The sequence below is a fragment of the Bartonella sp. AP3QHHD genome, assembly GCF_042195765.1.
Classification (GTDB): Bacteria; Pseudomonadota; Alphaproteobacteria; order Rhizobiales; family Rhizobiaceae; genus Bartonella.
Genome location: NZ_JBHIPC010000087.1, coordinates 33,420 through 58,917 on the forward strand (window position 1 = coordinate 33,420; position 25,498 = coordinate 58,917).

Annotated in this window: 17 protein-coding genes; 12 read left to right on the forward strand and 5 right to left on the reverse strand. The window is 35.8% G+C overall.

Annotated features, from left to right (window positions below; all coding sequences use genetic code 11):
- Positions 1-87: 87 nt before the first annotated feature.
- Positions 88-2,718, reverse strand: coding sequence for a ribonuclease E/G (locus ACFIL7_RS06845; protein ID WP_375636720.1), 2,631 nt, complete (start codon positions 2,716-2,718; stop codon positions 88-90).
- Positions 2,719-3,304: 586 nt separating this feature from the next.
- Between ACFIL7_RS06845 and ACFIL7_RS06850 the strand changes: the two genes are divergently transcribed.
- From ACFIL7_RS06850 to prfB, 3 genes are all read left to right on the forward strand, one after another.
- The gene (locus ACFIL7_RS06850; protein ID WP_375677224.1) at positions 3,305-4,534 is read left to right on the forward strand and encodes an N-acetylmuramoyl-L-alanine amidase; all 1,230 of its coding nucleotides are present in this window, start codon (positions 3,305-3,307) and stop codon (positions 4,532-4,534) included.
- 168 nt (positions 4,535-4,702) lie between these two features.
- The gene (locus ACFIL7_RS06855) at positions 4,703-7,168 is read left to right on the forward strand and encodes a penicillin-binding protein 1A (protein ID WP_375634069.1); all 2,466 of its coding nucleotides are present in this window, start codon (positions 4,703-4,705) and stop codon (positions 7,166-7,168) included.
- Between the two features lie 170 nt (positions 7,169-7,338).
- Positions 7,339-8,467, forward strand: a protein-coding gene (prfB, locus tag ACFIL7_RS06860; RefSeq protein WP_375634668.1) for a peptide chain release factor 2 whose coding sequence is annotated in 2 segments (ribosomal slippage) — positions 7,339-7,407 and positions 7,409-8,467 — 1,128 coding nt in all. Because the reading frame shifts where the segments join, the coding sequence is not laid out codon by codon here.
- A gap of 338 nt (positions 8,468-8,805) precedes the next feature.
- Here prfB and ACFIL7_RS06865 read toward each other — a convergent pair.
- From ACFIL7_RS06865 to ACFIL7_RS06875, 3 genes are all read right to left on the reverse strand, one after another.
- Complete coding sequence (locus ACFIL7_RS06865; protein ID WP_375683468.1) at positions 8,806-9,291, reverse strand: peroxiredoxin; 486 nt, start codon at positions 9,289-9,291, stop codon at positions 8,806-8,808.
- Positions 9,292-9,482: 191 nt separating this feature from the next.
- Positions 9,483-10,736: a tyrosine--tRNA ligase gene (tyrS, locus tag ACFIL7_RS06870; protein WP_375634667.1), complete on the reverse strand. Its 1,254-nt coding sequence runs from the start codon at positions 10,734-10,736 to the stop codon at positions 9,483-9,485.
- Positions 10,737-11,057: 321 nt separating this feature from the next.
- A complete protein-coding gene (locus ACFIL7_RS06875; RefSeq protein WP_375613441.1) occupies positions 11,058-11,738 on the reverse strand; it encodes an alpha/beta hydrolase in 681 nt (226 codons plus the stop codon).
- Positions 11,739-11,898: 160 nt separating this feature from the next.
- On the opposite strand from ACFIL7_RS06875, the gene ACFIL7_RS06880 reads away from it, so the two are divergent.
- The 9 genes from ACFIL7_RS06880 (at position 11,899) to ACFIL7_RS06920 (ending at position 24,295) form a co-directional block, all read left to right on the forward strand.
- Positions 11,899-13,074 (forward strand): cysteine desulfurase family protein, encoded by a 1,176-nt coding sequence (locus ACFIL7_RS06880; RefSeq protein WP_375634076.1) that lies wholly within the window; start codon positions 11,899-11,901, stop codon positions 13,072-13,074.
- A gap of 139 nt (positions 13,075-13,213) precedes the next feature.
- On the forward strand, positions 13,214-14,725 hold the full coding sequence (sufB, locus tag ACFIL7_RS06885; RefSeq protein WP_375634078.1) for a Fe-S cluster assembly protein SufB: 1,512 nt from the start codon (positions 13,214-13,216) through the stop codon (positions 14,723-14,725).
- A gap of 159 nt (positions 14,726-14,884) precedes the next feature.
- Entirely contained in the window at positions 14,885-15,640 is a 756-nt protein-coding gene (gene sufC / locus ACFIL7_RS06890; RefSeq protein WP_375618156.1) for a Fe-S cluster assembly ATPase SufC, read from the forward strand.
- An 11-nt stretch (positions 15,641-15,651) separates the two neighbouring features.
- Positions 15,652-16,914: a Fe-S cluster assembly protein SufD gene (gene sufD / locus ACFIL7_RS06895; protein WP_375634079.1), complete on the forward strand. Its 1,263-nt coding sequence runs from the start codon at positions 15,652-15,654 to the stop codon at positions 16,912-16,914.
- Between the two features lie 10 nt (positions 16,915-16,924).
- Entirely contained in the window at positions 16,925-18,169 is a 1,245-nt protein-coding gene (locus tag ACFIL7_RS06900; protein ID WP_375618154.1) for a cysteine desulfurase, read from the forward strand.
- Entirely contained in the window at positions 18,162-18,563 is a 402-nt protein-coding gene (locus tag ACFIL7_RS06905) for an SUF system Fe-S cluster assembly protein (RefSeq protein WP_375636727.1), read from the forward strand. The genes ACFIL7_RS06900 and ACFIL7_RS06905 overlap by 8 nt, the downstream gene beginning before the upstream one ends.
- Positions 18,564-18,646: 83 nt before the next feature.
- Positions 18,647-20,287 carry a site-specific DNA-methyltransferase gene (locus ACFIL7_RS06910; RefSeq protein WP_375618153.1) on the forward strand — a complete coding sequence of 547 codons (1,641 nt, stop codon included), beginning with the start codon at positions 18,647-18,649 and terminating at the stop codon, positions 20,285-20,287.
- Between the two features lie 22 nt (positions 20,288-20,309).
- A complete protein-coding gene (locus ACFIL7_RS06915) occupies positions 20,310-23,063 on the forward strand; it encodes a DEAD/DEAH box helicase (protein WP_375636729.1) in 2,754 nt (917 codons plus the stop codon).
- A gap of 293 nt (positions 23,064-23,356) precedes the next feature.
- Positions 23,357-24,295 (forward strand): COG2958 family protein, encoded by a 939-nt coding sequence (locus tag ACFIL7_RS06920; protein ID WP_375643112.1) that lies wholly within the window; start codon positions 23,357-23,359, stop codon positions 24,293-24,295.
- A gap of 547 nt (positions 24,296-24,842) precedes the next feature.
- Here ACFIL7_RS06920 and sodC read toward each other — a convergent pair.
- Positions 24,843-25,370, reverse strand: coding sequence for a superoxide dismutase [Cu-Zn] SodC (sodC, locus tag ACFIL7_RS06925; protein ID WP_375634661.1), 528 nt, complete (start codon positions 25,368-25,370; stop codon positions 24,843-24,845).
- Between the last annotated feature and the right edge of the window lie 128 nt (positions 25,371-25,498).

Below are 25,498 nucleotides of genomic sequence, written 5' to 3' on the forward strand. Positions count from 1 at the left end.
AAACCCACACCATAGAAGTTGGTCAAAACGTCTTCTATAATTGTTTATTTGAACCGCCACAATTTTCTGTGGCGGTTTTTTTAATCCTTAATTTTTCGAAAGAATTCTGCGTTTCCACCAACCAATACGTTCAGTTTTGGAAGAATCATTAGGCGTTGATGAAATAACAACGGGTTGATTAATTGTTTCTTCAATTTGGGAAGGAGAGGTTTCGATAACTTTCTCCATCTCGATTACAGTTTCTTGCTCTAATATTTTTTGTATTTGCGTTGTCTCTTTAGAAGATGATTTTTTACGTGTTCCACGTGTTGATTTTTTACTCTTTTCAAGAGCTTTATCTTCTACCTCATGAACAGCTTTGTCTGCTTTTTTTGTTTTAGTTTTATGCACCGAACTGGTTGTAGGTTTTTCTTCAAGAGATTTTTGTTCTGCAATATTTTGATCATTCTCTAAAAAAAGTTGATTTTCTACTACTTTTGAAGAACGTGTTTTACGTTTTTTAGGTTTAATACTTGTATCATTTTTTTCAGATTCACTCTGTTGTTGTATATCTAGAGCTTGTGTATTATTCTTTGTTTCTTCAAGTTCAAAAGATTTAGCAGGTGAAACACGACGTTTGCGATGCGCTGCTTTAATTTCTGCTAAAGCTTGCTTAGCAAAATCTCCCACTGGTTCTGCATAAGGAACGCGAATCTGATGAAAACTATTATCTTGATTGCGTCGACCACCACGACGTCCTCGACGACGTCCTCGACGATAAGAATCATCATTCAAGGTATCTTCTTTTTTATGAACGTTGGAGAGAGAATGATCAGTAATTTCACCGTGACGATTTTTGCGCCGACGCTTTTGGTTTGTTTCAATGGGAGAAGGATTTTCAATAGATTCACTTTTTATGAAAACAGAATCTTCAATTTCTTGCTTATTGTCATCTTCCAATGAAGATTGAAAAATTCTCTCTGCTATTGAGCCTTTAGAAATAACAAGATGTTGTGTTCCAATACTATCATCTGCTTCAATACTAATATTAAGTTTAAAGCGAGCTTCTAAATTAACAAGAATATTGCGTTTATGATTTAATACATAAAGCGCTGTTGCTACGGGGGTGCGCACGATAATATTATGTTGCGAATTATGAAGAAGATATTCTTCAATTGAGCGCATGACATGTAACGCAATTGATGATTCAGAACGTATATTTCCTGTTCCTGCGCAATGTGGGCAGGGCTGTGTCGTACTTTCTAAAACCGATATGCGAATACGTTGACGACTCATTTCTAAAAGGCCGAAGTGTGAAATATGACCTACTTGAATACGAGCACGATCATTTTTTAAACAATCTTTTAATTTTTTTTCGACCAGCTTCACATTGCGTTCTTCAAGCATATCAATAAAATCAATCACAATTAAACCAGCAAGGTCACGCAAGCGTAATTGACGCGCTACTTCTTCAGCAGCTTCAAGGTTAGTTTGTAAGGCTGTCTTTTCGACAGAGAATTCTTTCGTAGAGCGGCCAGAATTTACGTCAATAGCAACAAGTGCTTCTGTTTGATTAATAACAAGATAACCACCAGATTTTAAAGAAACCTGTGGTTGCAACATTTTATCAAGTTGAATTTCAATATTATTTCTTGCGAAAATGGGCGTAGGATCACGGTAAGGTTGCACAACTTTTGCATGACTTGGCATGAGCATACGCATAAAGTCTTTCGCTTCACGATATCCTTGGTCTCCAGAGACAAGAATTTCACTAATGTTCTTATTGTAAAGATCTCGTATAGAACGCTTGATGAGATTGCTTTCTTCATGGACAAGGCATGGCGCCGTTGACTCGAGTGTCAAAGTGCGAATAGTATCCCATAACCGCATAAGATATTCATAATCACGTTTAATTTCAGCTTTTGTTCTATTGGCACCAGCGGTTCGTAAGATAACGCCCATACCTTTTGGAACGGCTAATTCTTTTACGATTTCTTTAAGACGCTTACGGTCTTGTACGTTCGTAATTTTTCGTGAAATACCACCACCACGTGCTGTGTTGGGCATTAGAACAGAGTAACGACCAGCTAGAGATAGATATGTTGTAAGGGCAGCACCTTTATTACCACGCTCTTCTTTGATAACTTGTACCAACAAAATTTGACGTCGTTTAATGACTTCTTGAATTTTATACTGGCGCCCTTGTTTTCTTTGATAAATCGGGAGCTCTTCACGGATGTCCTCAGCACCGACCATTTCAATCTCATCATAAGAGATATTGGCATTTAATGATTCTTCTGTATTATCAATTATTATCGCTTCAGATGTGATATCATTTTCAATATCGGCTGCTATAACATTGTTTTTTTCACTTTTTTTTGTTCTTCTGGAGCGTTTTTTATTTTTAGTTGCTTCTTCCGTAAAGGTATCTACAGAATTTTCTCCTACAGCTTCTTTTTCTTCTTCTTCAAGAAGAGCAAGGCGATCAGCAATAGGAATTTGATAATAATCAGGATGAATTTCAGAAAATGTTAAAAAACCATGCCGGTTTCCACCATATTCAACAAAAGCCGCTTGGAGAGACGGTTCTACACGCGTAATACGTGCGAGATAAATATTCCCCTTGAGCTGTTTTCTATGTTCTGATTCAAAATCAAGTTCTTCAATTTTGTTGCCGTGAACAACAACAACACGTGTTTCCTCCGGATGGGAGGCATCTATAAGCATTTTGTTTGACATAAGTTAATATCCTGAAGGCGACATGCACAATTTTATTCAAACGAATGCTATAACTATTCGTAAATATAAAAGGCTGTCTGCCATAAAAGGGAGGTACCAGAAAAACAGGACGGAACACCACGTGCAAAGGCATGACTGCATTTACACCATTTCTCATCATTATTTCCATCTGTTTTTTATGACTCATATTTCTTAAAAGTCTCCGGTAAAATAATCTTTAAAACAGTTCGGATATCCGAACCAACGAATCTTAAGTAATGCAATCCTAATGTTACAACATAGAAATTTTTCATCCATAAAAAAGTCTCAACGCATAATAGACAAAAAACTTCTAAAGACAACTTAATATGAGTTACAGATAATTTAGATGACTATTATCAGCTAGGAAGCATAAATATTCTTTTATGTTGATATCATGCGTTTGGCAAGTAACAATGTAAATCATGTATAATTATAATATCTTTATGACCTTAATTTCGTTTTGAGGTGTTTATTTAGCTTTTATTGAAAAATAGATAATAAATTGGTGTATCGTTTTATGTAACCAAGATAAATTATTACAAAGGTAATGTAGAGTATTTTGCTTATGATAAGAGTTTTTTTTACCAAAAAGCTGAAAACAGCTTATGGGGATGTTATTGTGTTCGTCACATACTTTTTATTATCTTTTTTGCTACTCCAAACCAGTCTTCAAGCCGCAGATCCTCTGAGACTTATTAATTTTCGAACCATTGGTGATAGTGTTCATACGCGTATTATTGCGGTTTTTAATTCAAAACCAAATGTTCGTTTACAGATTTTGGACAGGCCAGCACGTTTGGTTATCAATTTACCTACAATTGACTTTTCGATGCAAAATACGCCTTTAAAGAAAAGGAATACATTATCCGTTATGCTTTCAGATGTGCGTTATGCTTTCTCTGACATACAGACTTCACGCATTGTTTTGACAAGTAAAACGGCTTTTGTAGTTGAAAAAAATGTCGTAAAAAATTTAAATAATGGTTTATGGCAGTTGCTGATTGATATTCGTAAAAGTACACAAGAAAAATTTGATGAGATATTAAAAAAACAGCAAAGGATCAATTTTGATACAAAAACACAGTTAATGCCAGCATATAATTTCCGTGTTGTTCTTGATCCTGGTCATGGTGGTATTGATGGTGGTGCGCGGGGGGGTACTGGAATTTTAGAAAAAGATGTGACTTTAGACTTTGCGCGTGCATTGCGAGACGAATTACAAAAGGATTCTCATATTACCGTTGCTTTAACACGAGATTCCAATATTTTTTTAAGACTAAGTGAAAGAGTTAAAAAAGCGCAAGAGTTTGATGCTGATCTTTTTATATCTATTCACGCGGATACGATTGATCTACATTCTCTTCGCGGTGCCACAGTGTATACCATATCAGACAAAGCCTCTGATGCCATTGCAAAATCTTTAGCTGAAAATGAAAATAAAGTTGATTTGCTTGATGGTTTGCCTGCAGATGAAACGCTCGAAGTTACAGATATTTTGATGGATCTTACACGACGTGAGACACATACATTTTCGGTTAATTTTGCAAATAGTGTTATTTCAAGTTTATCAAAGAATCATATTAACTTGATTAATAACCCACATCGTTATGCTAATTTTCAAGTTTTAAGAGCTTCAGATATACCCTCAGTCTTGATAGAGATAGGTTATTTATCCAATAAAGAGGATGAAAAGTTATTAAATGATCCTCATTGGAGAAAACAAATGGCAGCCTCTATTGCTCATTCTATTCGTCAATTTGCTGATTATAGGCAGAAAATGATACAGCCTCTTTAAATTTGTGAGAAAATAGAGTATCTATATGGGCTTCTAGTGTACCCTAGTATAAATAAAAGATAGAAAACGATTTCTCTTGATCTCAATCTTGTGGTGATATCCACTTGGTGTGTTTGAAGTAACGTATTTTTTCTTTAATTAATTCTTAAGAAAGCGATAGCCGTTTTTATGATGATTTTTTTAAGATATCTTCTTCGTTTTTTTATTGCTATTGGACTTTGTGGTGCAATAACGTGGGGTGTTATGACCAGTGGTCAAGCAAATGCACTCCCTGATTATGAAGTTCTTTCACTTTATGAGCCGCCGGTAATGACCCGCGTCCATGCTTCTGATGGCCGTCTTATGGCAGAGTTTGCAACAAAACATCGCCTCTATTTACCGATTCAATCAATACCAAAGCTTGTTATAAATGCTTTTATTTCGGCTGAAGACAAAAACTTTTATCATCATTTTGGTTTAGATCCTGAAGGACTTTCTCGAGCTTTGATCAATAATATTCGTAATATTGCTTCTGGAAGACGTCCAGAGGGTGCATCAACTATAACGCAACAAGTCGCTAAAAACTTCCTTTTAAGTTCAGAAACAACGTTAGAACGTAAATTTAAGGAAGCTATTTTAGCAATGCGTATTGAGAAAACTTATTCAAAAGATCATATTCTCGAACTTTATCTCAATGAAATTTATCTGGGGCGTGGCACTTATGGTATAGCAGCTGCTTCTTTGACCTATTTCAATAAATCCGTCAATGATCTGACGCTAGAACAATGTGCTTATTTGGCTGCTCTTCCAAAAGGACCAGCAAATTATGATCCATTTAAGAATACACAACGTGCTATTGATCGGCGTAATTGGGTTATAGACCGGATGATTGCAAATGGATATGTAACGCGTGAACAAGGTGAAAAAGCGAAAGCTAAACCTTTAGGAGCGACAATCCGTGGGAGTGATAGCTATGTTTTTGCGGCTGATTATTTTACTGAAGAAGTGCGGCGTCGTTTAATACATCGCTATGGGGCTAAAACACTTTATGAAGGTGGGCTTTCCATTCGTACAACGCTTGATCCGCATTTACAACTTATTGCGCGACGTGCTTTACACGATGGATTAATTAGATTTGATCATGCGCAAGGATGGCGTGGAGCTTATGCGCATATTGATGAGAAAGGGGATTGGGGGACAGAACTTGCAGATATCACAGGGCTAAGTGATGTTCCTGAATGGCGTTTAGCTGTTGTTCTTTCTACTAATCCCAACAAAGTAGAGATTGGTTTACAGCCACAGCGCGAAGCTTCAGGTATATTATCAAAAAAACGGGAAATTGCTGTTTTATCTGAAGCTGATTCAAAATGGGCACTCCATGTTGTAAAAGAAAATGGTTATCGAAAAACTGTTCAGAGCTTATCTCATGTTCTGCAAGTTGGGGATGTCATTTTTGTTGAAAAACTATCCAATACAAATAACACTTATCGTTTACAACAAATTCCAAAGGTTGAAGGTGCGATTGTTGCTATGGAACCTCATACAGGGCGCGTTCTTGCTATGGTGGGAGGATTTTCTTTTGCCGCATCTGAATTCAATCGTGCAACCCAAGCTTATCGCCAACCGGGATCTGCTTTTAAGCCTTTTGTTTATGCAGCAGCTCTTGATAACGGATATACACCAGCATCCGTTGTTTTAGATGGTCCCATTGAAGTTCGTCAATATAATGGTGAAGTTTGGCAACCCAAAAATTATGGAGGTACCTTTGCAGGACCTTCAACGTTGCGTTATGGTATTGAGCGTTCTCGTAATCTTATGACAATACGGCTTGCCAATGATATGGGAATGCCTCTTGTCGCTGAATATGCAGAACGCTTTGGGATCGTAGATAAATTGCAGCCTTATCTTCCCATGGCTTTAGGGGCTGGTGAAACAACAGTATTACGAATGGTTACAGCTTATTCAGTTATTGCCAATGGGGGACGCTCTATTAAGCCTTCTCTGATAGACAGAATTCAAGATCGTTATGGAAAGACAATTTATCGTCATGATGATCGTATTTGTGAAAATTGTAATACGAATTCATGGAATAATCAACGTGAACCCACATTGATTGATGAGCGAGATCAAGTTCTTGACCCTATGACAGCTTATCAGATTACCTCCATGATGGAAGGGGTTGTTCAGCGTGGTACTGCAGCACGTTTACGTTATCTTAATCGACATATTGCCGCTAAGACAGGAACAACCAATGACTCTAAGGATGTCTGGTTTATGGGATTTACTCCTGACATTGTCGTTGGTATTTTTGTCGGTTATGATCAACCAGCTCCGTTAGGATATAATGGAACAGGAAGTTCATTAGCTGCACCTATTTTTGGTGAGTTTATGGCAGATGCTCTTAAAGGAAAGCCAGATGTTCCCTTTAAGATGCCAAAGGGTATGATTTTAATGCCAATTAATCGGAAAACAGGAATGCTTGCGGAAAGAGGAGATCAAGATGTCATTATAGAAGCATTTAAACCAGGGACTGGTCCTGCTGATATATATCAAGTTATTGGGAGTACAAATTCTTTTCAAGAAGGTGTTCCTGCAGTAACGACTTCTCCACAAGTCAATAAAGCCCTTGAAAGTGGGACAGGTGGGCTGTATTAATCAACAAAATCTCCTTTCACCATGAGTCATGGTTTTTATCTCTTTTTTACAATGTCAGTTCTGTAAATAGAGTGATAGAATTGTACCATTTTCTGATAGCAGCTATTAAATTTGTATAAAATGCTAAGAGACACAACCAAAAAGAGTTTTTTAAAATACGGTGTTAAATTATGCGAGCAGAAATAGAAACATTAGTTGATGAAATCCAGAAAGCAATACAATTGCTAAGGGGGCATCTTTGACTGGGATCAATCACTAAAGCGTCTTGAATATCTTAATCAAAAAGCGGAAGATCCATCATTATGGGATGATGCACAACGAGCACAGGATATGATGCGTGAGCGTCAACGTCTCGATGATTCAATCAATGGTCTTTTATCATTTACAAAAACACTTGAAGAATGCATTGAGCTTATTGCGATGGGCGAAGAAGAAAGTGATATTGAAATTATCGCTGATGCAGAAAGATCAATACGTAATCTTAAAAATGAGATAGATAAAAGGCAAATTGACGTACTTCTTTCAGGAGAGGCAGATCCGAATGATACCTATTTAGAAGTTCATGCTGGAGCAGGGGGAACAGAAAGCCAAGATTGGGCTTCTATGCTCTTACGTATGTATATGCGATGGGCTGAACAGCATGAAATGAAGGTTGAAATTTTAGAAATTCATGATGGAGAAGAAGCAGGAATAAAGTCAGCGACTATTCTTGTAAAAGGGCATAATGCTTATGGAATGTTAAAAACAGAATCAGGCGTTCATCGCTTAGTGCGGATTTCTCCATTTGATTCGAATGCAAAGCGCCATACTTCTTTTGCGAGCATTTGGGTTTATCCAGTTATTGATAACAATATTGAAGTTGATGTTTCAGAGGCAGATGTGCGTATTGATACATATCGTGCATCTGGAGCAGGAGGACAACATGTTAACACGACAGATTCTGCTGTTCGCATCACACATATAAAAACGGGTATTGTTGTTCAATGTCAAACAGAACGTTCTCAACATAAAAATCGTGCTACGGCTTGGTCGATGTTGCGTGCACGGCTTTATGAAGAAGAGCTTAAAAAAAGAGAAGAAGAAACCAATGCTGCTGAATCTTCTAAAACAGAAATCGGATGGGGACATCAAATTAGATCTTATGTTCTTCAACCCTATCAGCTTGTCAAAGATTTGCGTACAGGAATTGAAAATACGGATCCACAATCCGTACTTAATGGTAATTTAGATGCATTTATAGAGGCAGCACTCGCACGGCGCATTTATGGACAAGACAAAAAAATTGAGGATATTCGTTAATTATATATCCTTCCTTCAAGCCATATAGATTTTTTCTTAAGCTGTTCGTTTTATTGATGCTGTGATGTTATATAGCCTTTGATACTTTAAAGGTTTAAAGGAGGATTTTCTTGTTTCTTTCTTCAATTTTTTCTCACACGCTAATTCTGCTTATGATATTGCAAGTGATAGGAAGAAGCTGAAATAAGAAAATTTTGCGATATTCAGGGGACTAATATAAATGTAAAACAATTCATTATCCTTATAAATCAATATATTGTAAAAATTGAATCCATTGAAAAACTAAAATCAATTAGGGGGAATAACTTTTGCTTTTGAAGGTAAATCAAACACTCAATTTACAAGTTACCATTATGATATAAAAGTGTTGCAGTAGCTAAAACATTTTCAGCATGCCCAGATACGCTTACTTTGCGCCATTCTTCTACTATTATTCCATTTACATCAATTAAAAAAGAGCTCCGTTCAACTCCCATATATTTGCGTCCATACATGCTTTTCTCAACCCAAACACCATAAGCTTCGAGGGTCGTTTTTTCTTCATCAGAAACCAAGATGACATCAAGTTCATGTTTTATTTTAAATTTATCATGTTTTTTTACATTATCTGGAGAGATTCCAATAACAGCAACACCGATTTCATCAAATTTCATCTTTAATTTTGTGAAATCAAGTGCTTCACTTGTGCAACCACTGGTGTCATCTTTTGGATAAAAATATAAAACAACAGGCTTTCCTTTAAAGTCAGAAAGACACACTGTCTCTCCTCCATCGCGCAGCAAAGTAAAATCAGGAGCAAGAGCACCTTTCATTGGTCTTGTCATTGTTTTCATCTTTCTTTTTTGTGTAACAGGTATAAGATATCAGAGTACACAGAAGAAAAGAACTATTCAACTCTCTAGAAATATTATTGTTTTGAAGAGACCTTTATTTTCCTAACAAAACTCGCCCTATCACAACGATTGAATTGAAAGAACAAGCTCGACGTGAACAACATAAACAAAACAGCAAAAGATTATACTGGTTTCATCACAACATGTTTTTTCTTACCAAAAGAAAGTTTAATGGTTCCTTCTGCACTGACATCCCCTTCAATAATAAGATGTGTTTCATCCTCAATAATTTGATCATTTACACGGACACCTCCACCTTGAACGTATCGGCGTGCCTCACTATTAGATCTAGCGAGTTCTGCTTGTACTAAAAGAGTGAGCAATCCAACACCTTTTTTTAATTCTGAGGCATTAATTTCAACAGTTGGAAGATTTTCTCCCAGAGTTTTTTCTTCAAACGTCTTGCGAGCCGTTTCTGCTGCTGCATCAGCAAGAACACGTCCATGCAACATTGCTGTAATTTCTGTTGCAAGAATTTTTTTTGCTTCGTTAATTTCAGTTCCTTGTAATAGAGAAAGTTTAAGAATCTCATCCATCGGCAATGGAGTATAGAGCTTTAGAAATCGTGTTACATCAGCATCTTCTGTATTGCGCCAGTATTGCCAAAATTGATAAGGTGAAAGCTTATCCGCATTCAGCCATACAGCCCCATTCAATGATTTACCCATTTTGGCACCGGAAGAGGTTGTCAGCAATGGTGATGTTAACGCATATAATTGCGGTGTTCCTAAACGATGTCCTAATTCGATTCCGTTAATAATGTTGCCCCACTGATCAGAGCCCCCCATTTGCATACGCAACCCATAACGTTTATAAAGTTCAACAAAGTCATAAGCTTGCAGAATCATATAATTAAACTCTAAGAATGACAAAGAGTGCTCACGCTCAAGTCTGAGTCTGACAGAATCAAATGACAACATACGGTTGACAGAAAAATGCTTTCCTACATCACGCAAAAATTCTAAGTAGTTTAAATTGCATAACCATTCAGCATTATTCACAATACAAGCATCGGTTTCTCGGTCACCGAATGTCAAATAGTTAGCAAATACCTTTTTAATACCATCAATATTTGCAGCAATATCATCTTGTGTCAGAAGGCGTCGCGCTTCGTCTTTGAAGGAAGGATCACCAATCAATCCGGTCCCTCCGCCCATTAAAGCAATGGGGCGATGACCCGTTTTTTGTAACCAATAAAGCATCATAATCTGAAGAAGACTTCCAGCATGTAAACTCGATGCTGTTGGGTCAAATCCAGTATAAGCGCTTACAGTTTCTTTTGAAAAAAGATCATCTAAGCCTTTTTCATCTGAAATTTGGTGGATAAAACCACGTTCGCTCATAATGTGTAAAAAATCAGATTTAAAGGCAAACACAGATTTAATTTCCTAATTATAAGAGTGCATTATTTTATATAATAGGCGATTATATAATGAATTATTAATGCGTTATCTATCATAACTGACACACACCTCACAAGAGAAAGAGACATATTGGTAATATAAGATAATAATACAGGTATTATTTCCTTTTTACGCTAAAAAAGAGACTTTTCAGTGATAGAAAACAGGTATGCTGTTATTCTCATTTCTATCCTGAAATAAAATTTAGAAAAATTTTAAATGCAAACTGAAAAAATTACTTTGTTATGATCAGAAACGGCTTTTGCTAATTTTTTATAAATCTATCGTATTTTCCTAAGTTAGTGAAAGTATTTCAGGAGGAGGAGCGAGAAGTTCATTGGAGATATGGTTATCCAAATAGTGGGCACATCGTTCAATAAGTTTTTCATGACATCCACTGAAAAAGTGATTAGCCTCTTCCAATATTTCTTGTGTAATGATGATACCTTTTTGTGTTTTTAATTTATCGACAAGTATTTGAACATCTTTTGGAGGGGCAACTTTATCGATACCGCCATGAATGATAAGTCCAGAAGAGGGACAAGGTGCAAGAAATGAAAAGTCATAAACATTAGGCTGAGGGGCAACTGAGATAAATCCCTCAATTTCCGGTCGGCGCATTAAAAGCTGCATACCAATCCATGCTCCAAATGAGTATCCTGCTACCCAACAATTTTTAGAGTCTGGATGTTGTGTTTGCACCCAATCGAGAGCAGCAGCAGCATCTGAAAGTTCTCCTATTCCATAATCAAATTCACCCTGACTACGACCAATACCACGAAAGTTAAAACGTAAAGTTGTAAAGCCACGTTGTTGGAACATATAAAAGAGGTCATAGACAATTTTATGATTCATAGTTCCACCAAATTGGGGATGAGGATGCAAAATGATCGCAATGGGTGCATTTTTTTGTTGTGAAGGTTGATAACGCCCTTCGAGCCGACCCGCGGGACCGTTAAAAATAATTTCTGGCATAAAATGCTCCTTAATGCAATAAAAGGCTCTCTTTGACCCTGGTCGACTTTTACCATAGAATCTCTTAAATAATTATTAGATATTCTTTTTTTAGTGCACTTTTCAAGAAAAATGCGCTATTTTTTCAATCAATTCATAAGATTAATGATTGCGATGTAAAATGGTTATAAAACGCCGATATTTTGATCATAACGCAACAACACCGCTCAAAAAAGTGGCACGGATAGCGTTACTGGAATCTTTAGAGATATTTGGTAATCCATCATCGGTTCATAAGGAAGGGCGTGCCGCTAAAACTTTGTTGCAAAAGTCCCGTCGGCAAATCGCTGAAAATCTTAAAACAGATCCAGATCACGTGGTATTTACCTCTGGTGCGAGTGAAGCCGCAATGACTTTGTTAACACCTTTTTACAATATGGGGAAAGCAAAAGTTAAATTTTCTCATCTTTACCTTGGAGCGACTGAACATCCCTCTGTTGCAGAGGGAGGACGTTTTTCTAAAGAATTGATAAGCGTCATTGATGTTGATCAAGATGGGCTCATACAACAAGATAAATTAACATCACTCTTAACGGTTCACGATAAAACAAAAGGTTTACCTCTTGTTGCTATTCAAGCTGCAAATAGTGAAACGGGTGTTATTCAACCGTTAACAGAAATCGCCGCTATTGTTCGGGATTTAGGAGGCACTCTTATAGTTGATTTGACACAATATGTAGATAAAAATTTTGTGGATATTCATCAGTTAGGAGGAGACTTTTTTATACTGTCTGCCCATAAAATTGGCGGTCCTAAAGGAATTGGTGCTTTTGTTTCATGTGGTAATCTTCTCATGCCACACCCTCTTATTATTGGAGGAGGACAAGAAAAAGGTCTCCGTGGAGGAACAGAAGCATTGCCCCTTATTGCTGCTTTTGGGGCAGCAATGGCTGATTGCTTCACACAGGAGGAAATAAAACAGTTAATATATTTACGCAATAAATTAGAAGATGGACTACAAAAAATAAGTAAAAATGTTGAGATTTTTGGCAAAAGAGTTCAACGTTTGCCAAATACAACTTACTTTACCGTGAAAAATCTAAAAGCTGAAACGATGCAAATTGCTTTTGATTTAGAAGGGTTTTCTTTATCATCCGGCTCTGCCTGTTCTTCGGGAAAAGTAAAACAAAGCAAAGTGTTGGAGGCAATGGGGTATCATGTTCCAAATGGTGCCATTCGCATTTCGCTAGGGCGTGGCACAACTTCTGAAGATATTGATGATTTTCTGTCGTTTTTTTCTCAAATTATAAGCAGGAAAAAAGGGGAAGATTTATCATCAGAAAGTTATAAAAATTAGAATTATTTTAAAAATAAAATAAGTTTGATTGAAATTTTTGCACTTTACCTATAGCCTAGGAGATAACTTGCTTACTTTAATCTTGTAAAAAACAAGACTTTAGTTACCGGTTTTTGACGCCAAAAAATGGAGAAAATTTATGCCGGCAGTACAAGAAACGATACGCCAAGTACGTGAAATAGATGTTGACCAATATAAATATGGTTTTGAAACCAATATTGAAACCGATAAAGCTCCAAAAGGCTTAAATGAGGATATTATCAAATTTATTTCCGCTAAAAAAAATGAGCCTGAATGGATGCTAACATGGCGCTTAAAAGCTTACCGCCGTTGGCTGACAATGCAAGAGCCTCATTGGGCGCGTCTTGAATATCCTAAAATTGATTTTCAGGAGCTTTATTATTATGCTGCTCCAAAAAATCATACAGGACCAAAATCTTTGGATGAAGTGGATCCTGAGTTATTAGCAACGTACGAAAAACTTGGCATTCCCCTTAAAGAACAAGAGATTTTGGCAGGAGTAAGAAAACAGTCTGATCCCTCCACTTTTGATGACAGTATGTCTGTATCGGGGCAGGTGGCTGTTGATGCAGTCTTTGATTCTGTTTCTGTTGTAACAACATTCAAAAAAGAGCTGGCACGTGCTGGTGTGATTTTTTGTTCTATTTCAGAGGCGATTATTGAACATTCTGAGCTTATTAAAGAATATTTAGGAACAGTTGTACCTATAAGTGATAATTATTATGCGGCCTTAAATGCAGCTGTCTTTACAGATGGTTCATTTGTTTATATTCCCAAAGGGGTTCGTTGTCCTATGGAGCTTTCAACTTATTTTAGGATTAATGAACGCAACACTGGCCAATTTGAACGAACATTGATTATCGCCGCTGAAGATTCCTATGTTTCTTATCTTGAAGGGTGTACAGCACCCCAACGTGATGAAAACCAACTTCATGCTGCTGTTGTTGAGCTTATTGCCCTTGAAAATGCAGAGATTAAATATTCTACAGTACAAAACTGGTATCCTGGCGATAAAGATGGAAAGGGTGGTATTTATAATTTTGTGACGAAGCGTGGAGATTGTCGAGGTGATAGCTCTAAAATTTCATGGACACAAGTTGAGACTGGTTCTGCGATTACTTGGAAATATCCATCCTGCTTACTCCGTGGTGATAATGCGCGTGGAGAATTTTATTCTATTGCTGTTGCAAACGGTTATCAACAAATTGATTCTGGTACAAAAATGATTCATTTGGGAAAGAATACATCCAGTCGCATTATTTCCAAAGGTATTTCTGCAGGTTTTTCAAATAACACTTATCGGGGACAAGTCACAGCTCATCGAAAAGCACAAAATGCGCGTAACTTTACGCAATGTGATAGTTTGTTAATCGGAAATGATTGTGGTGCGCATACAGTTCCTTATATTGAAGCAAAAAATGCAACAGCTCAGTTTGAACATGAAGCCACAACATCAAAAATTTCTGATGACCAACTTTTTTATGTTATGCAAAGAGGAATTCCCGAAGAAGAAGCTATCGCATTAATTGTAAATGGTTTTGTAAAAGAGGTCATTCAAAAACTTCCCATGGAATTTGCTGTCGAAGCACAAAAGCTTATTAGTATTAGCCTTGAAGGTAGTGTTGGATAATTTTATTTAATTAGATAAATAGAAGACTTTATGTAAAAAGGCTGTAACGGTAGCACATAATGCTAAAAATGACCTCTATGGTAATTACAAAAGTAGATGGATGCTAAGGTAAAATAATACGCATTGATATCTGAAAAACAGCCAAAACAGGATTAAATTATGTTAGAGATCAAAAATTTGCACGCCCGTATTGCTGAAACCGATACAGAAATTATTCGTGGTTTAAACTTGACAGTTCAAGATGGAGAAGTTGCTGCTATCATGGGACAAAATGGAGCCGGAAAATCAACTTTATCTTATTTGCTTGCTGGTCGTGATGATTATGAAATAACAGAAGGAGATATTCTCTATAATGGACAATCACTTTTAGAAATGGATCCAGCAGAACGTGCTGCATATGGTGTTTTTCTTGCATTTCAATACCCAATGGAAATACCAGGGGTAGCAACAATGGAATTTTTAAAAGTTGCGATGAATTCTCAACGCAAAGCGCGAGGTGACGAAGAACTTAAAATTCCTGAATTTATAAAATGTGTTAAAGAAGTTTCAGCCAAACTTGAAATAGATATGGATATGCTAAAGCGTCCATTAAATGTAGGTTTTTCAGGTGGAGAAAAAAAACGCGCTGAAATTTTACAAATGGCACTTCTTGAACCTACACTTTGCATTTTAGATGAAACGGATTCTGGTTTAGATATTGATGCACTAAAAATTGTTGCAGATGGTGTTAATAAGCTTCGGGATTCAAAACGTTCATTTTTGGTGATTACCCATTATCAACGGCTGCTTAATTATATTATTCCTGATACGGTACATGTTCTTTATAAAGGACAAATTATCAAAAGCGGTGATAAATCCTTAGCGCTTTATTTAGAGCAAAATGGGTATGCTGATCTTATTAGAGAAGCGGTTTGAGGTTATTAAATATGAATGCACAGCAAAACTTGTTAACGGTTGAAGAAAATATACTCAGTAATTTTAATCAGTATGTAAACCATTTACCTGGTGATAAAGCTGTACAGGAAATCCGCAAGAAAACTATTGAGCAGTTTCAAACGACACGGCTTCCTTCCCGTAAAATAGAAAGTTGGCATTATACCAATCTGCGTACCTTACTGAAGTCTATTAGCAATTTTTCAAAAGTTCAAGACAATCAATTGGTTGATGCATTGCTTTCAGAAAGTGCTGTTTTCTCCATAAACAATGGAAAAACATCGATAGAGTCAAAGGTAGACAACATTGCAGTAAAACGCCTTTCAGACGCATTAGAAGATAATTCTGTACAGATAAATCAAAACATTTCTGATGAAGATTTTATTGGACAGTTAAATACAGCTTTTGTTACAGATGGTTGGCTTTTTCACATCCCTGAAAATACAAAGTTAAATATCCCCATTGAATTACAAAATATACAAATGGGGGGACAATCTCATATTTTTTCGGATATAAAAGTTGATAAAAATAGTCAAGTTATGTTTATTGAACATCAGGTTGGCAATGATAAAGATACCTTTGTCAGTTCAATATTTTCATTAAATGTTGCTGCTGATAGTGATGTTACGTGGATTCTCATTCGCAATCGTGATTTTAATTCTACACAATTTGGTCGATTTTGTGCTGTTCTTGATCAAAGAGCGAAGTTATCACTTTATGTCATTAATATAGGGAGCCAATTAAATCGCCAAGAAATCAATATTGAATTACAGGGAGAAGAATCTGATTTTCAATTACGCGTCATAAATTTATTATCAGGACAAACACATAGTGATCTTACAATGACTGTTCGTCACGTGGAAGAAAAATCAACATCAACCGAAATTATACGCAATGTGGTTACAGATAAGGCTGTTGGTGTTTTCCAAGGAATAATACGTGTTTCTCAAAAAGCGCAAAAAACAGATGCACGCATGGCTTGTAATAGCCTTATTCTTTCAGATGATGCAGAATTTAATGCAAAGCCTGAACTGGAGATTTTTGCTGATGATGTTGCATGTGGTCATGGTGCAACAGTTGCTAATATTAATCATGATTATCTTTTTTATCTTATGACACGTGGTATCCCTTTTAAAACGGCTCGTGCGCTTTTGATTAAAGGATTTATCTCTGAGCTCATTGATGACATCAAGCAAGATAATATTCAAATCGTTTTAGAGAATATCATTAGTAAATGGCTTGAAAAAAATGTTTAAGGTAGAAAAAATGGAAAATAACGTACAAACATTTACTTATAATGTCGAAGAAATTCGGCGTGATTTTCCTATTTTGCACCATCAAGTTTATGGAAAGCGATTAGCATATCTTGATAGTAGTGCTTCTGCCCAAAAACCAATGTCAGTACTCAATGCAATGAATAATTATTATCACTATAGTTATGCTAATGTGCATAGGGGAATGTATTTTTTAGCCAATATAGCAACACAATCCTATGAAAATTCTCGTGAAACCGTTCGTGTTTTTCTAAATGCTCAAAAAGCTGAAGAAATTGTTTTTACGAAAAATGCAACAGAAGCTATTAATACTGTTGCTTATGGTTGGGCGATGCCAAAACTCAAAGAAGGTGATGAGATTGTTCTAACGATCATGGAACATCATTCAAATATTATTCCTTGGCATTTTCTCCGTGAACAAAAAGGTGTTAAACTTATTTTTGTTCCTGTCGATGAAAATGGTGTTCTGCACATTGAAGATTTCCAAAAGGCTTTAAGCGAAAAAACGCGGCTTGTTGCTATAACGCATATGTCCAATATATTAGGAACTGTGCCTCCTGTTAAAGAGATTATTAAGCTAGCACATCAAAATTCTATTCCTGTTCTTGTTGATGGTTCTCAAGGAGCAGTACATTTAACCGTTGATGTACAAGATCTCGATTGTGATTGGTATGTCTTTACAGGTCATAAGCTTTATGGTCCCACTGGTATTGGTGTTTTGTATGGTAAAGAAGATAGATTAGAAGAAATGCGTCCTTTTCAAGGGGGAGGGGAAATGATCGAGGAGGTAACAACCGATAAGGTTTTTTATAATGCTCCTCCTTACCGTTTTGAAGCAGGCACTCCTCCTATCGTTGAAGCTATTGGATTAACTGCGGCTATTGATTATATACAAGAGAAAGGTCGTAGCACAATTCATGCCCATGAGAGGTCCCTTTTAGCTTATGCACAGGAAAAACTTAAAATGGTTGAGTCATTGCGTATTTATGGTCATTCTCCCAATAAAGGAGCTATTATATCATTTACAATTGAAGGGATTCACGCCCATGATATCGCTATGTTTATTGATAGAAAAGGGGTTGCGATACGTGCGGGAACTCATTGTGCACAGCCTTTATTACAGCGCTTTGGTCTAACATCTATTTGCCGCGCATCGTTAGCCATGTATAACACTCAAGAGGATATAGATCAATTAGTAGAAGCATTGCAAGAAACAAGGACATTTTTTAATGGCTGAATCAATTGAAGAGCGTCATTCTACAGAATCCGTTGAAACTGTAAGCGAAAATAAAAAATCTTACATATCAGCAATTCCAGCAGACGAAATTGATCGTATGACAAATGATATTATTTCTGCTCTCAAAACAGTTTATGACCCAGAGATTCCTGCTGATATTTATGAGCTAGGACTGATTTATCGTATTGATATTGAAGATGATCGTTCAGTAAAAATTGAAATGACTCTTACAGCACCGGGATGTCCTGTTGCGGGTGAAATGCCAGGGTGGGTAGAAAATGCAGTCAGTGCAGTTGAAGGGGTTTCGTATGTTGAAGTCACTATGACTTTTGATCCACCATGGACACCTGATTGTATGTCAGAAGAAGCTCAAATTGCTGTCGGATGGTACTAAAAGTATTGTTAAGAGACTCTAATTTAGCCATTCATGAATAAGCTGTTTACTTTTCACAAGCATTTAAATTTAAGGACGATCGCATGAGTTATAATAAACAAAAACTAGAACTCACTTGGATTGGAAAAGAAAAACGCCCAAAACTAGAACCTCGTATCTTATTAGAAGATCTTGAAAAATCTTATCACGCTTCGCATCGAATATCATCCCAAGATATTTTTGATAATAAACTTATTTTTGGTGACAATTTGCTCGCACTCAAAGCGCTTGAACAAGAATATATGGGGAAGGTAAAATGTATCTATATCGATCCGCCTTATAATACAGGCAATGCCTTTGAACATTATGAAGATGGTTTAGAGCATTCCATATGGCTCAGCCTTATGAGAGACAGGCTAGAATTGTTACATCATTTACTGGCGGATGATGGAAGTATCTGGATATCAATTGATGATGATGAACAAGCCTATCTTAAAGTGATGATGGATGAAATTTTTGGTCGCCAAAATTTCATCAACAATATTATTTGGCAAAAGAAATATGCTCCACAAAATGATACAAAATGGCTTTCTGATAATCATGATTTTATAATGGTTTATGCTAAAGATAAAACGATTTGGCGCCCTCAATTGCTTCCTCGTTCAAGCGATATGGATGCGCGCTATAAAAATCCTGATAATGATCCTCGCGGTCCTTGGAAATCAGATAATCTTTCAGTTAAGACTATGAATTTAAAAGATGTTTATGAAATTATTACGCCTTCTGGGCGCAGTGTGATGCCTCCTGCTGGAACGAGTTGGCGCGTTAGTAAACAAAAATTTGCTAAGCTATTAGAAGATAATCGTGTTTGGTTTGGTCCAACAGGAAGTAATGTTCCTTCTATGAAACGTTTTTTATCAGAGGTAAAAAATGGTATGGTTTCAATGACCATTTGGCCTTATCAGGAAGTTGGCCATAATCAAGATGCAAAAAAAGAAGCCAAAGTCTTCAATTCTGATAGTGTCTTTACAACTCCTAAACCGGAACGTTTAATGGAACGCATTATTCAACTTGCCACTAATCCCGGTGATCTTGTACTGGATTCTTTTGCTGGTTCTGGCACAACCGGTGCTGTTGCCCATAAAATGGGAAGGAAGTGGATTATGATTGAACTTGGTGAGCATTGTCACACCCACATTATCCCTCGTTTAAAACAAGTCATTGATGGAACTGATCAAGGGGGAATTTCCAAAAGTGTCAATTGGCAAGGTGGCGGTGGATTCCGTTATTATCGCCTTGCACCTTCTCTGTTGCAAAAAGATCCATGGGGACAATGGATTATTCGTCGCGAATATAATGCTGCCATGCTATCAGAAGCCATGTGCAAACATATGGGATTTACCTATGCACCGGATGAAAATCATTATTGGATGCAAGGGTATTCAACCGAAACAGATTATATTTATGTCACAACGAGCGCCATGACCCATGAACAACTCTGTATAATGAGTGAAGAGGTAGGCTCTCATCGCACGTTGCTGATTTGTGGTACAGCCTTTGATACAAAATCAGCATCCTTTGAAAATCTGACACTCACTAAAATCCCCCGTGCAATATTAGAAAAATGCGAATGGGGAAGGGACGATTACAGTTTAAATGTAGCCAATCTTGAACCAGTGATTGTGGTAAAAGAAAACAGCAAAAATAAAGATATTGCGCAAGCAGAATTAGATCTATTTGAATAATATATAAAAAGCGGAGTTTTTCATGAACACTGTTGAAAAAAGGATTTCTGCTCGCTTATCGTTGCGTGATCCTCAACGTGAATCTTTAAATATTTTGGTAAAAATCTTAGAAAATATAGAGCTTTCTAAAAATGCTGATTTGGTTGCAGAGTTAGAAGTGATAAAAAATCTTTATCCTTCTGTACAAGATTTTGAACGAAACTTTCCCTCTTTTTGTTTTACCTTAGCAACGGGTGTTGGGAAAACGCGACTTATGGGGGCTTTTATCAGCTATCTTTATTTAACAGGTCGTAGTCGCCATTTTTTTGTTTTAGCGCCAAATTTGACTATTTATGAAAAGTTAAAACAGGATTTTAGTCCCAAAAGTCCGAAGTATGTTTTCAGTGGAATGAGTGAATTTATTGCCAATAGACCCGTTATTATTACAGGTGAAGATTATGAAAGTGGTAAAGGTATTCGCGTTGATGAACACCATATTCAAGGACAAAAGCGTTTGTTTGAGAATAGAGATACGGCCTTTATCAATATTTTTAATATTTCTAAAATTAATACAACGGATAATAAAAAAGGCGCACTAAAATCTAGTATTCCGCGAATTAAACGCTTACAAGAAACGATTGGTGAAAGTTATTTTGATTATCTCGCAAATCTTCCTGATTTAGTTTTGTTAATGGATGAAGCACATCGTTATCGAGCTTCTGCTGGTGCGGCAGCAATTAATGAGTTAAAACCTGTTTTAGGAATAGAGCTTACAGCGACACCAAAAACAATAGGTGCAAAACCCGTAGATTTTAAAAATGTTGTCTATAGTTATTCACTTGCAGAGGCTATGAGAGATGGTTTTGTAAAAGAGCCTGCTGTTGCTACACGTAAAGATTTTCAACCTCAAAATTATACATCTGAACAATTAGAACATATCAAATTACAAGATGCAATTCATGCTCATGAAAACGTGAAAGCAGATTTAATTGTCTATGCAAAAGATTATAACAAAAAGTTCGTTAAGCCTTTTATTTTAGTTGTCGCTCAAGATACAAATCATGCACAGAAATTGCGTGATTTATTGGAATCAGATGATTTTTTTGCAGGAGCTTATAAGGGAAAAGTTATAGAGATTCATACAAAACAGTCGAATATAGAAGAAGATCAAAATATTCAAAAGCTGATTGCAATTGAAGATTCTCATGACCCAACAGAAATTGTTATTCACGTTAATAAATTAAAGGAGGGGTGGGATGTTACGAATCTCTATACTATTGTACCGTTGCGTGCATCGGCTTCAGAAATTTTAACAGAGCAAACAATTGGGCGTGGATTGCGTTTGCCTTATGGGTATAGAACAGGCGTGGAAGCTATTGATCGTTTAACAATTATTGCGCATGATCGTTTTCAAGATATTATTGATCGTGCAAACGATCCAAACTCAATTATAAAAAAGCATATTGAGATTGGAACAGGAGGGAATATCCCCTTTGAAAAGACCGATATAGTGACAGTTCCAAGTCAAGTAGAAGCTTTATTGATGCAAACGATGGTAATACGTAATTCCGATATAAATGGAGCATCTTCTGATTTACAAGGTATCATATTACGTCATACAGATTCCCCTACATTAACACCTGAAGAGCAAGATATTGCAGCGATCGCGTGGGATCTTATCAAAGAGAATGATAAATTGCCAAGTTCTCAAATGCTTTGTTCTGCACAGATACAAGAAAAAATTGCTAATAAAGTTATGAATATTAAGCCTTCATCACAAAAGTCTCTTGTATCAAAAGTGGTGACAATTCTGACAAAACAATTAACAGAACTGATAATAGATATTCCAAATATTATACTCATACCTTTGCGTGATGTTACTTATGGTTTTTATGACTTTGATTTAAAAAATCTAGAAAGCTTAAATTTTCAACCTGTTAGTAAAGAACTTTTAATTCGAGAATTGCGTACCCATAAAAGCATTTTTCTCACATCTAAGAATGAATATGTCAAAGAGCCTTATCTTGAAAACTACATCATTCGTGGTTTGATTGATAATGACTTTGTCGATTATGATAACCATACGCTCTTATTACGAAAATTAGCTAGTCAGATGGTAGAACATTTCCGATCTTATTTACCCAATGATACAGCTGTTGAGAACGTATTAATTCACTATCAGCACAAGCTTACTAGTTTTATTGTTGCGCAATTAAGAGAACATCAATGGGAAACGCAAAAAGATTATGCGGTTAAAGTTACACGGGGTTTTACAGCTTTATCACCTATCCATTATGTGTTACCGCAAGGGATGTCTCCTCTTGATTTTCGTAATATTCCTGCCATTAAAAGTGATATTAAAAAACTTGTATTCAGCGGCTTTAGAAAATGCTGTTATCCTTTACAAAAGTTTGATTCAGTAGAAGGGGAATTACGATTTGCTCAAATATTAGAGGATGATGCACAAGTCTTGAAATGGATGAAACCCGCTCGAGGTTTTTTCAAGATAGAATATGATAAAGGATCAATCTATGAACCAGACTTTGTTGTAGAAACGAAGGATGCCAAATATCTTTGTGAGCCTAAAAAAGCCTCTGAAATGCAAAATCCTATTGTTTTAAAAAAGAGAGAAGCTGCAGTTCAATGGTGTTGTCATGCAACGCGCTATGCGGCGACTTATGGCGATAAAAAATGGTATTATGTTCTTATTCCCCATGATGTTATTAAAGCAAATAGTAGTTTTGAAGGTTTGTGTGCGGAGTTTACCATTTCAGAATCTATACTTGAGAGCTCTTAACTTTTTTCTAACGACGTTAAAATAAAAGGAAAAATGTATAGAAAAGTTACACAAGATTATGCTTTTTTATGGTGATTTGTAGTACATTTACAATTTTTTATAAAAGTACAATCTTATTTTCGTTATGTGAAAAGATCTTTGAGTTATAGTTATAAATTAAAAAAATATTTTAATTTTATTGAGTAATTTAATAAATGTTCTTTTTTTAAAAAACTTAAACAGTTTATTGTTCTTTCATTTAAAACGCCTGAATATAATGAAATACCCAGAGGATAAAAGGGGGAGTTTTTCATATGACTTTAAATTTAACAAACACTGTTTTTAATTTTTTAAAGAAAAACCCGACAAAAAAGTTTACAGCTCGAGAAATTGCTCAATGGATATTTGAAAATTACCCAGAAAAATGCCGTCAAAAACAAAAGCATTCAACGGCGATAATCAATCCCCTTAATAGTGATGCAGCTCTTATTCAGCAAATTGTTGCTGAAATAGGATCGCAGCGCCCTCAATTACAAAAGCGTTATCCAGAAATTAAAACCACTGAAGGACGACCGCGACAATATTATTTTACTAAACAAACAGATAGTGCTGAAATTGATGCAATAGAGGACAATGCAAAGAGTAGAACAGAAGATGGCTCTGTTAAAGAGCATGATCTTTATCCGTTATTATCTAAATTTTTATGGTCAGAACTTGCAGTTTATAGCAAACGCATTAATGAGAAATGTTCTCGTAATAAACATGGTGCAGGCGGAAATAAATGGCTTTATCCAGATCTCGTAGGGATGCAAGATTTAAGCAAGGAATGGAATCGTGAAATCAAAGACTGTGTTTTGCAATATTTTGATAAAAAGACAAAGCTTTGGTCTTTTGAAGTAAAAATTCTCATCAATCGTTCAAATTTACGAAAAGCATTTTTTCAAACAGTTAGTAATTCTTCATGGGCTAATTTGAGTTATTTAGTTGCTAGTGAAATTGAAGGAGTTGATACATTAAAAGAGCTTCGGATGCTTTCAAGTTTGCATGGAATTGGATTTATAAGACTTAATAAGGAAAACTCTTCCGAGAGTGAGATCTTAATTCCTGCCAAAGAACGTAGTGATATTGATTGGGATACTGCTAATAGATTAGTGGAGGAAAACAAAGATTTTCTTGATTATATTAAGCTCATTCGTCAATTTTATCAAACTGGTGAGATACGTCCACTAGATTGGGATCATATGTATCTATAAGGGGTATTTTTAAAAAGACTCTATTGTTTAAAAGCCTTTTTTCAGAGTGATGAAAAATTACTCTAACTATTTTGTTTGACTTATTATATTGATATTGTATCAATTAAAATTTTTCTCACGTACCTCATGAGTAGGGTTGAGTAGGGGAAGAGTAAAAATTCTGTTTTAGTCCTGTTCTATTTTGTGCATTGAGCGTGATTCCATTAGATACTAGACTTAATGATTATAATTTATTATAAATTTGCTATTATAGAGGGTGAAATTCGACTTTTTTGCTTTGTTTACATCAAGCATGGAAAATATTACTTCCTCATATTGAAGTCTTCTTACGGAGAATTTACACTACTATTTCTTTAATTTCCATTACTGTTCATTTTGATGATTATTAAGCTTTTTGTTATCCGAAGTAAACATTTAAAAAAACATTAATTTTATAAAATATTCACATAGTTTACTCAATTTCTTGAAATAGATTAAAAAAATAAATTTCTCTCACACCTTATGGTAAAGGGAGTGTGTACTGTCGCAGTCTGCCACAATACTCTCTTTATTTTTCAATAATACCGCACGCTAAACGTGCTCCACCTCCGCCAAGCGGTAATGGTTTATCTGATTGATTATCAGCCCCTAAATGAATGACTAAAGAGCGCCCTTTAATTTCAGAGATTTTTTTTAATCGTGGAGCAAGAACGCTCATTATGGCATATCCCTGCTTATCAACATAAAGTGCTGGTAAATCACCAAGATGACCATTGACATTATAAGGTCCTAAATGTTTTCCGGTATGTTCCGGATCATAATGTCCACCTGCGCTTCCACCAATTATACCATCTTTTGTATCACATAAAGGATTTACATGTACATGAAAACCATGCATTCCTTCTGATAAAGTAGATAAATTAGGGATGAAAATCAAACCGTATGTGGTTTCTTCAATTTTAATGCTACCAATAGCCTTTTTGGAATTGTTATCTTCTAATTTATAAATATTTACTTGTTTTGATAGTGCTAATGCAGAATTTTTATGAATTAAAAATGCCATAAAAAACAATAATGATAATAATATTTTTTTCATGAAGTACCTTTATACTTATCTTTAAATAGATTATTATCTATAAATAATAATCTATACTAATTATATGTTATATAAGTGTCTTAAATTGAACTTTAAGAAAAATAATTTACATAGAAATATTAGTTTTT

Excerpts from the sequence above, each read along its gene's own strand:
- ACFIL7_RS06845 (WP_375636720.1), bottom strand. The coding sequence starts at position 2,718 with ATGTCAAACAAAATGCTTATAGATGCCTCCCATCCGGAGGAAACACGT.
- ACFIL7_RS06850 (WP_375677224.1), top strand. The coding sequence starts at position 3,305 with ATGATAAGAGTTTTTTTTACCAAAAAGCTGAAAACAGCTTATGGGGAT.
- ACFIL7_RS06855 (WP_375634069.1), top strand. The coding sequence starts at position 4,703 with ATGATGATTTTTTTAAGATATCTTCTTCGTTTTTTTATTGCTATTGGA.
- ACFIL7_RS06865 (WP_375683468.1), bottom strand. The coding sequence starts at position 9,291 with ATGACAAGACCAATGAAAGGTGCTCTTGCTCCTGATTTTACTTTGCTG.
- ACFIL7_RS06875 (WP_375613441.1), bottom strand. The coding sequence starts at position 11,738 with ATGCCAGAAATTATTTTTAACGGTCCCGCGGGTCGGCTCGAAGGGCGT.
- ACFIL7_RS06880 (WP_375634076.1), top strand. The coding sequence starts at position 11,899 with ATGGTTATAAAACGCCGATATTTTGATCATAACGCAACAACACCGCTC.
- sufB (WP_375634078.1), top strand. The coding sequence starts at position 13,214 with ATGCCGGCAGTACAAGAAACGATACGCCAAGTACGTGAAATAGATGTT.
- sufC (WP_375618156.1), top strand. The coding sequence starts at position 14,885 with ATGTTAGAGATCAAAAATTTGCACGCCCGTATTGCTGAAACCGATACA.
- sufD (WP_375634079.1), top strand. The coding sequence starts at position 15,652 with ATGAATGCACAGCAAAACTTGTTAACGGTTGAAGAAAATATACTCAGT.
- ACFIL7_RS06900 (WP_375618154.1), top strand. The coding sequence starts at position 16,925 with ATGGAAAATAACGTACAAACATTTACTTATAATGTCGAAGAAATTCGG.
- ACFIL7_RS06905 (WP_375636727.1), top strand. The coding sequence starts at position 18,162 with ATGGCTGAATCAATTGAAGAGCGTCATTCTACAGAATCCGTTGAAACT.
- ACFIL7_RS06910 (WP_375618153.1), top strand. The coding sequence starts at position 18,647 with ATGAGTTATAATAAACAAAAACTAGAACTCACTTGGATTGGAAAAGAA.
- ACFIL7_RS06915 (WP_375636729.1), top strand. The coding sequence starts at position 20,310 with ATGAACACTGTTGAAAAAAGGATTTCTGCTCGCTTATCGTTGCGTGAT.
- ACFIL7_RS06920 (WP_375643112.1), top strand. The coding sequence starts at position 23,357 with ATGACTTTAAATTTAACAAACACTGTTTTTAATTTTTTAAAGAAAAAC.
- sodC (WP_375634661.1), bottom strand. The coding sequence starts at position 25,370 with ATGAAAAAAATATTATTATCATTATTGTTTTTTATGGCATTTTTAATT.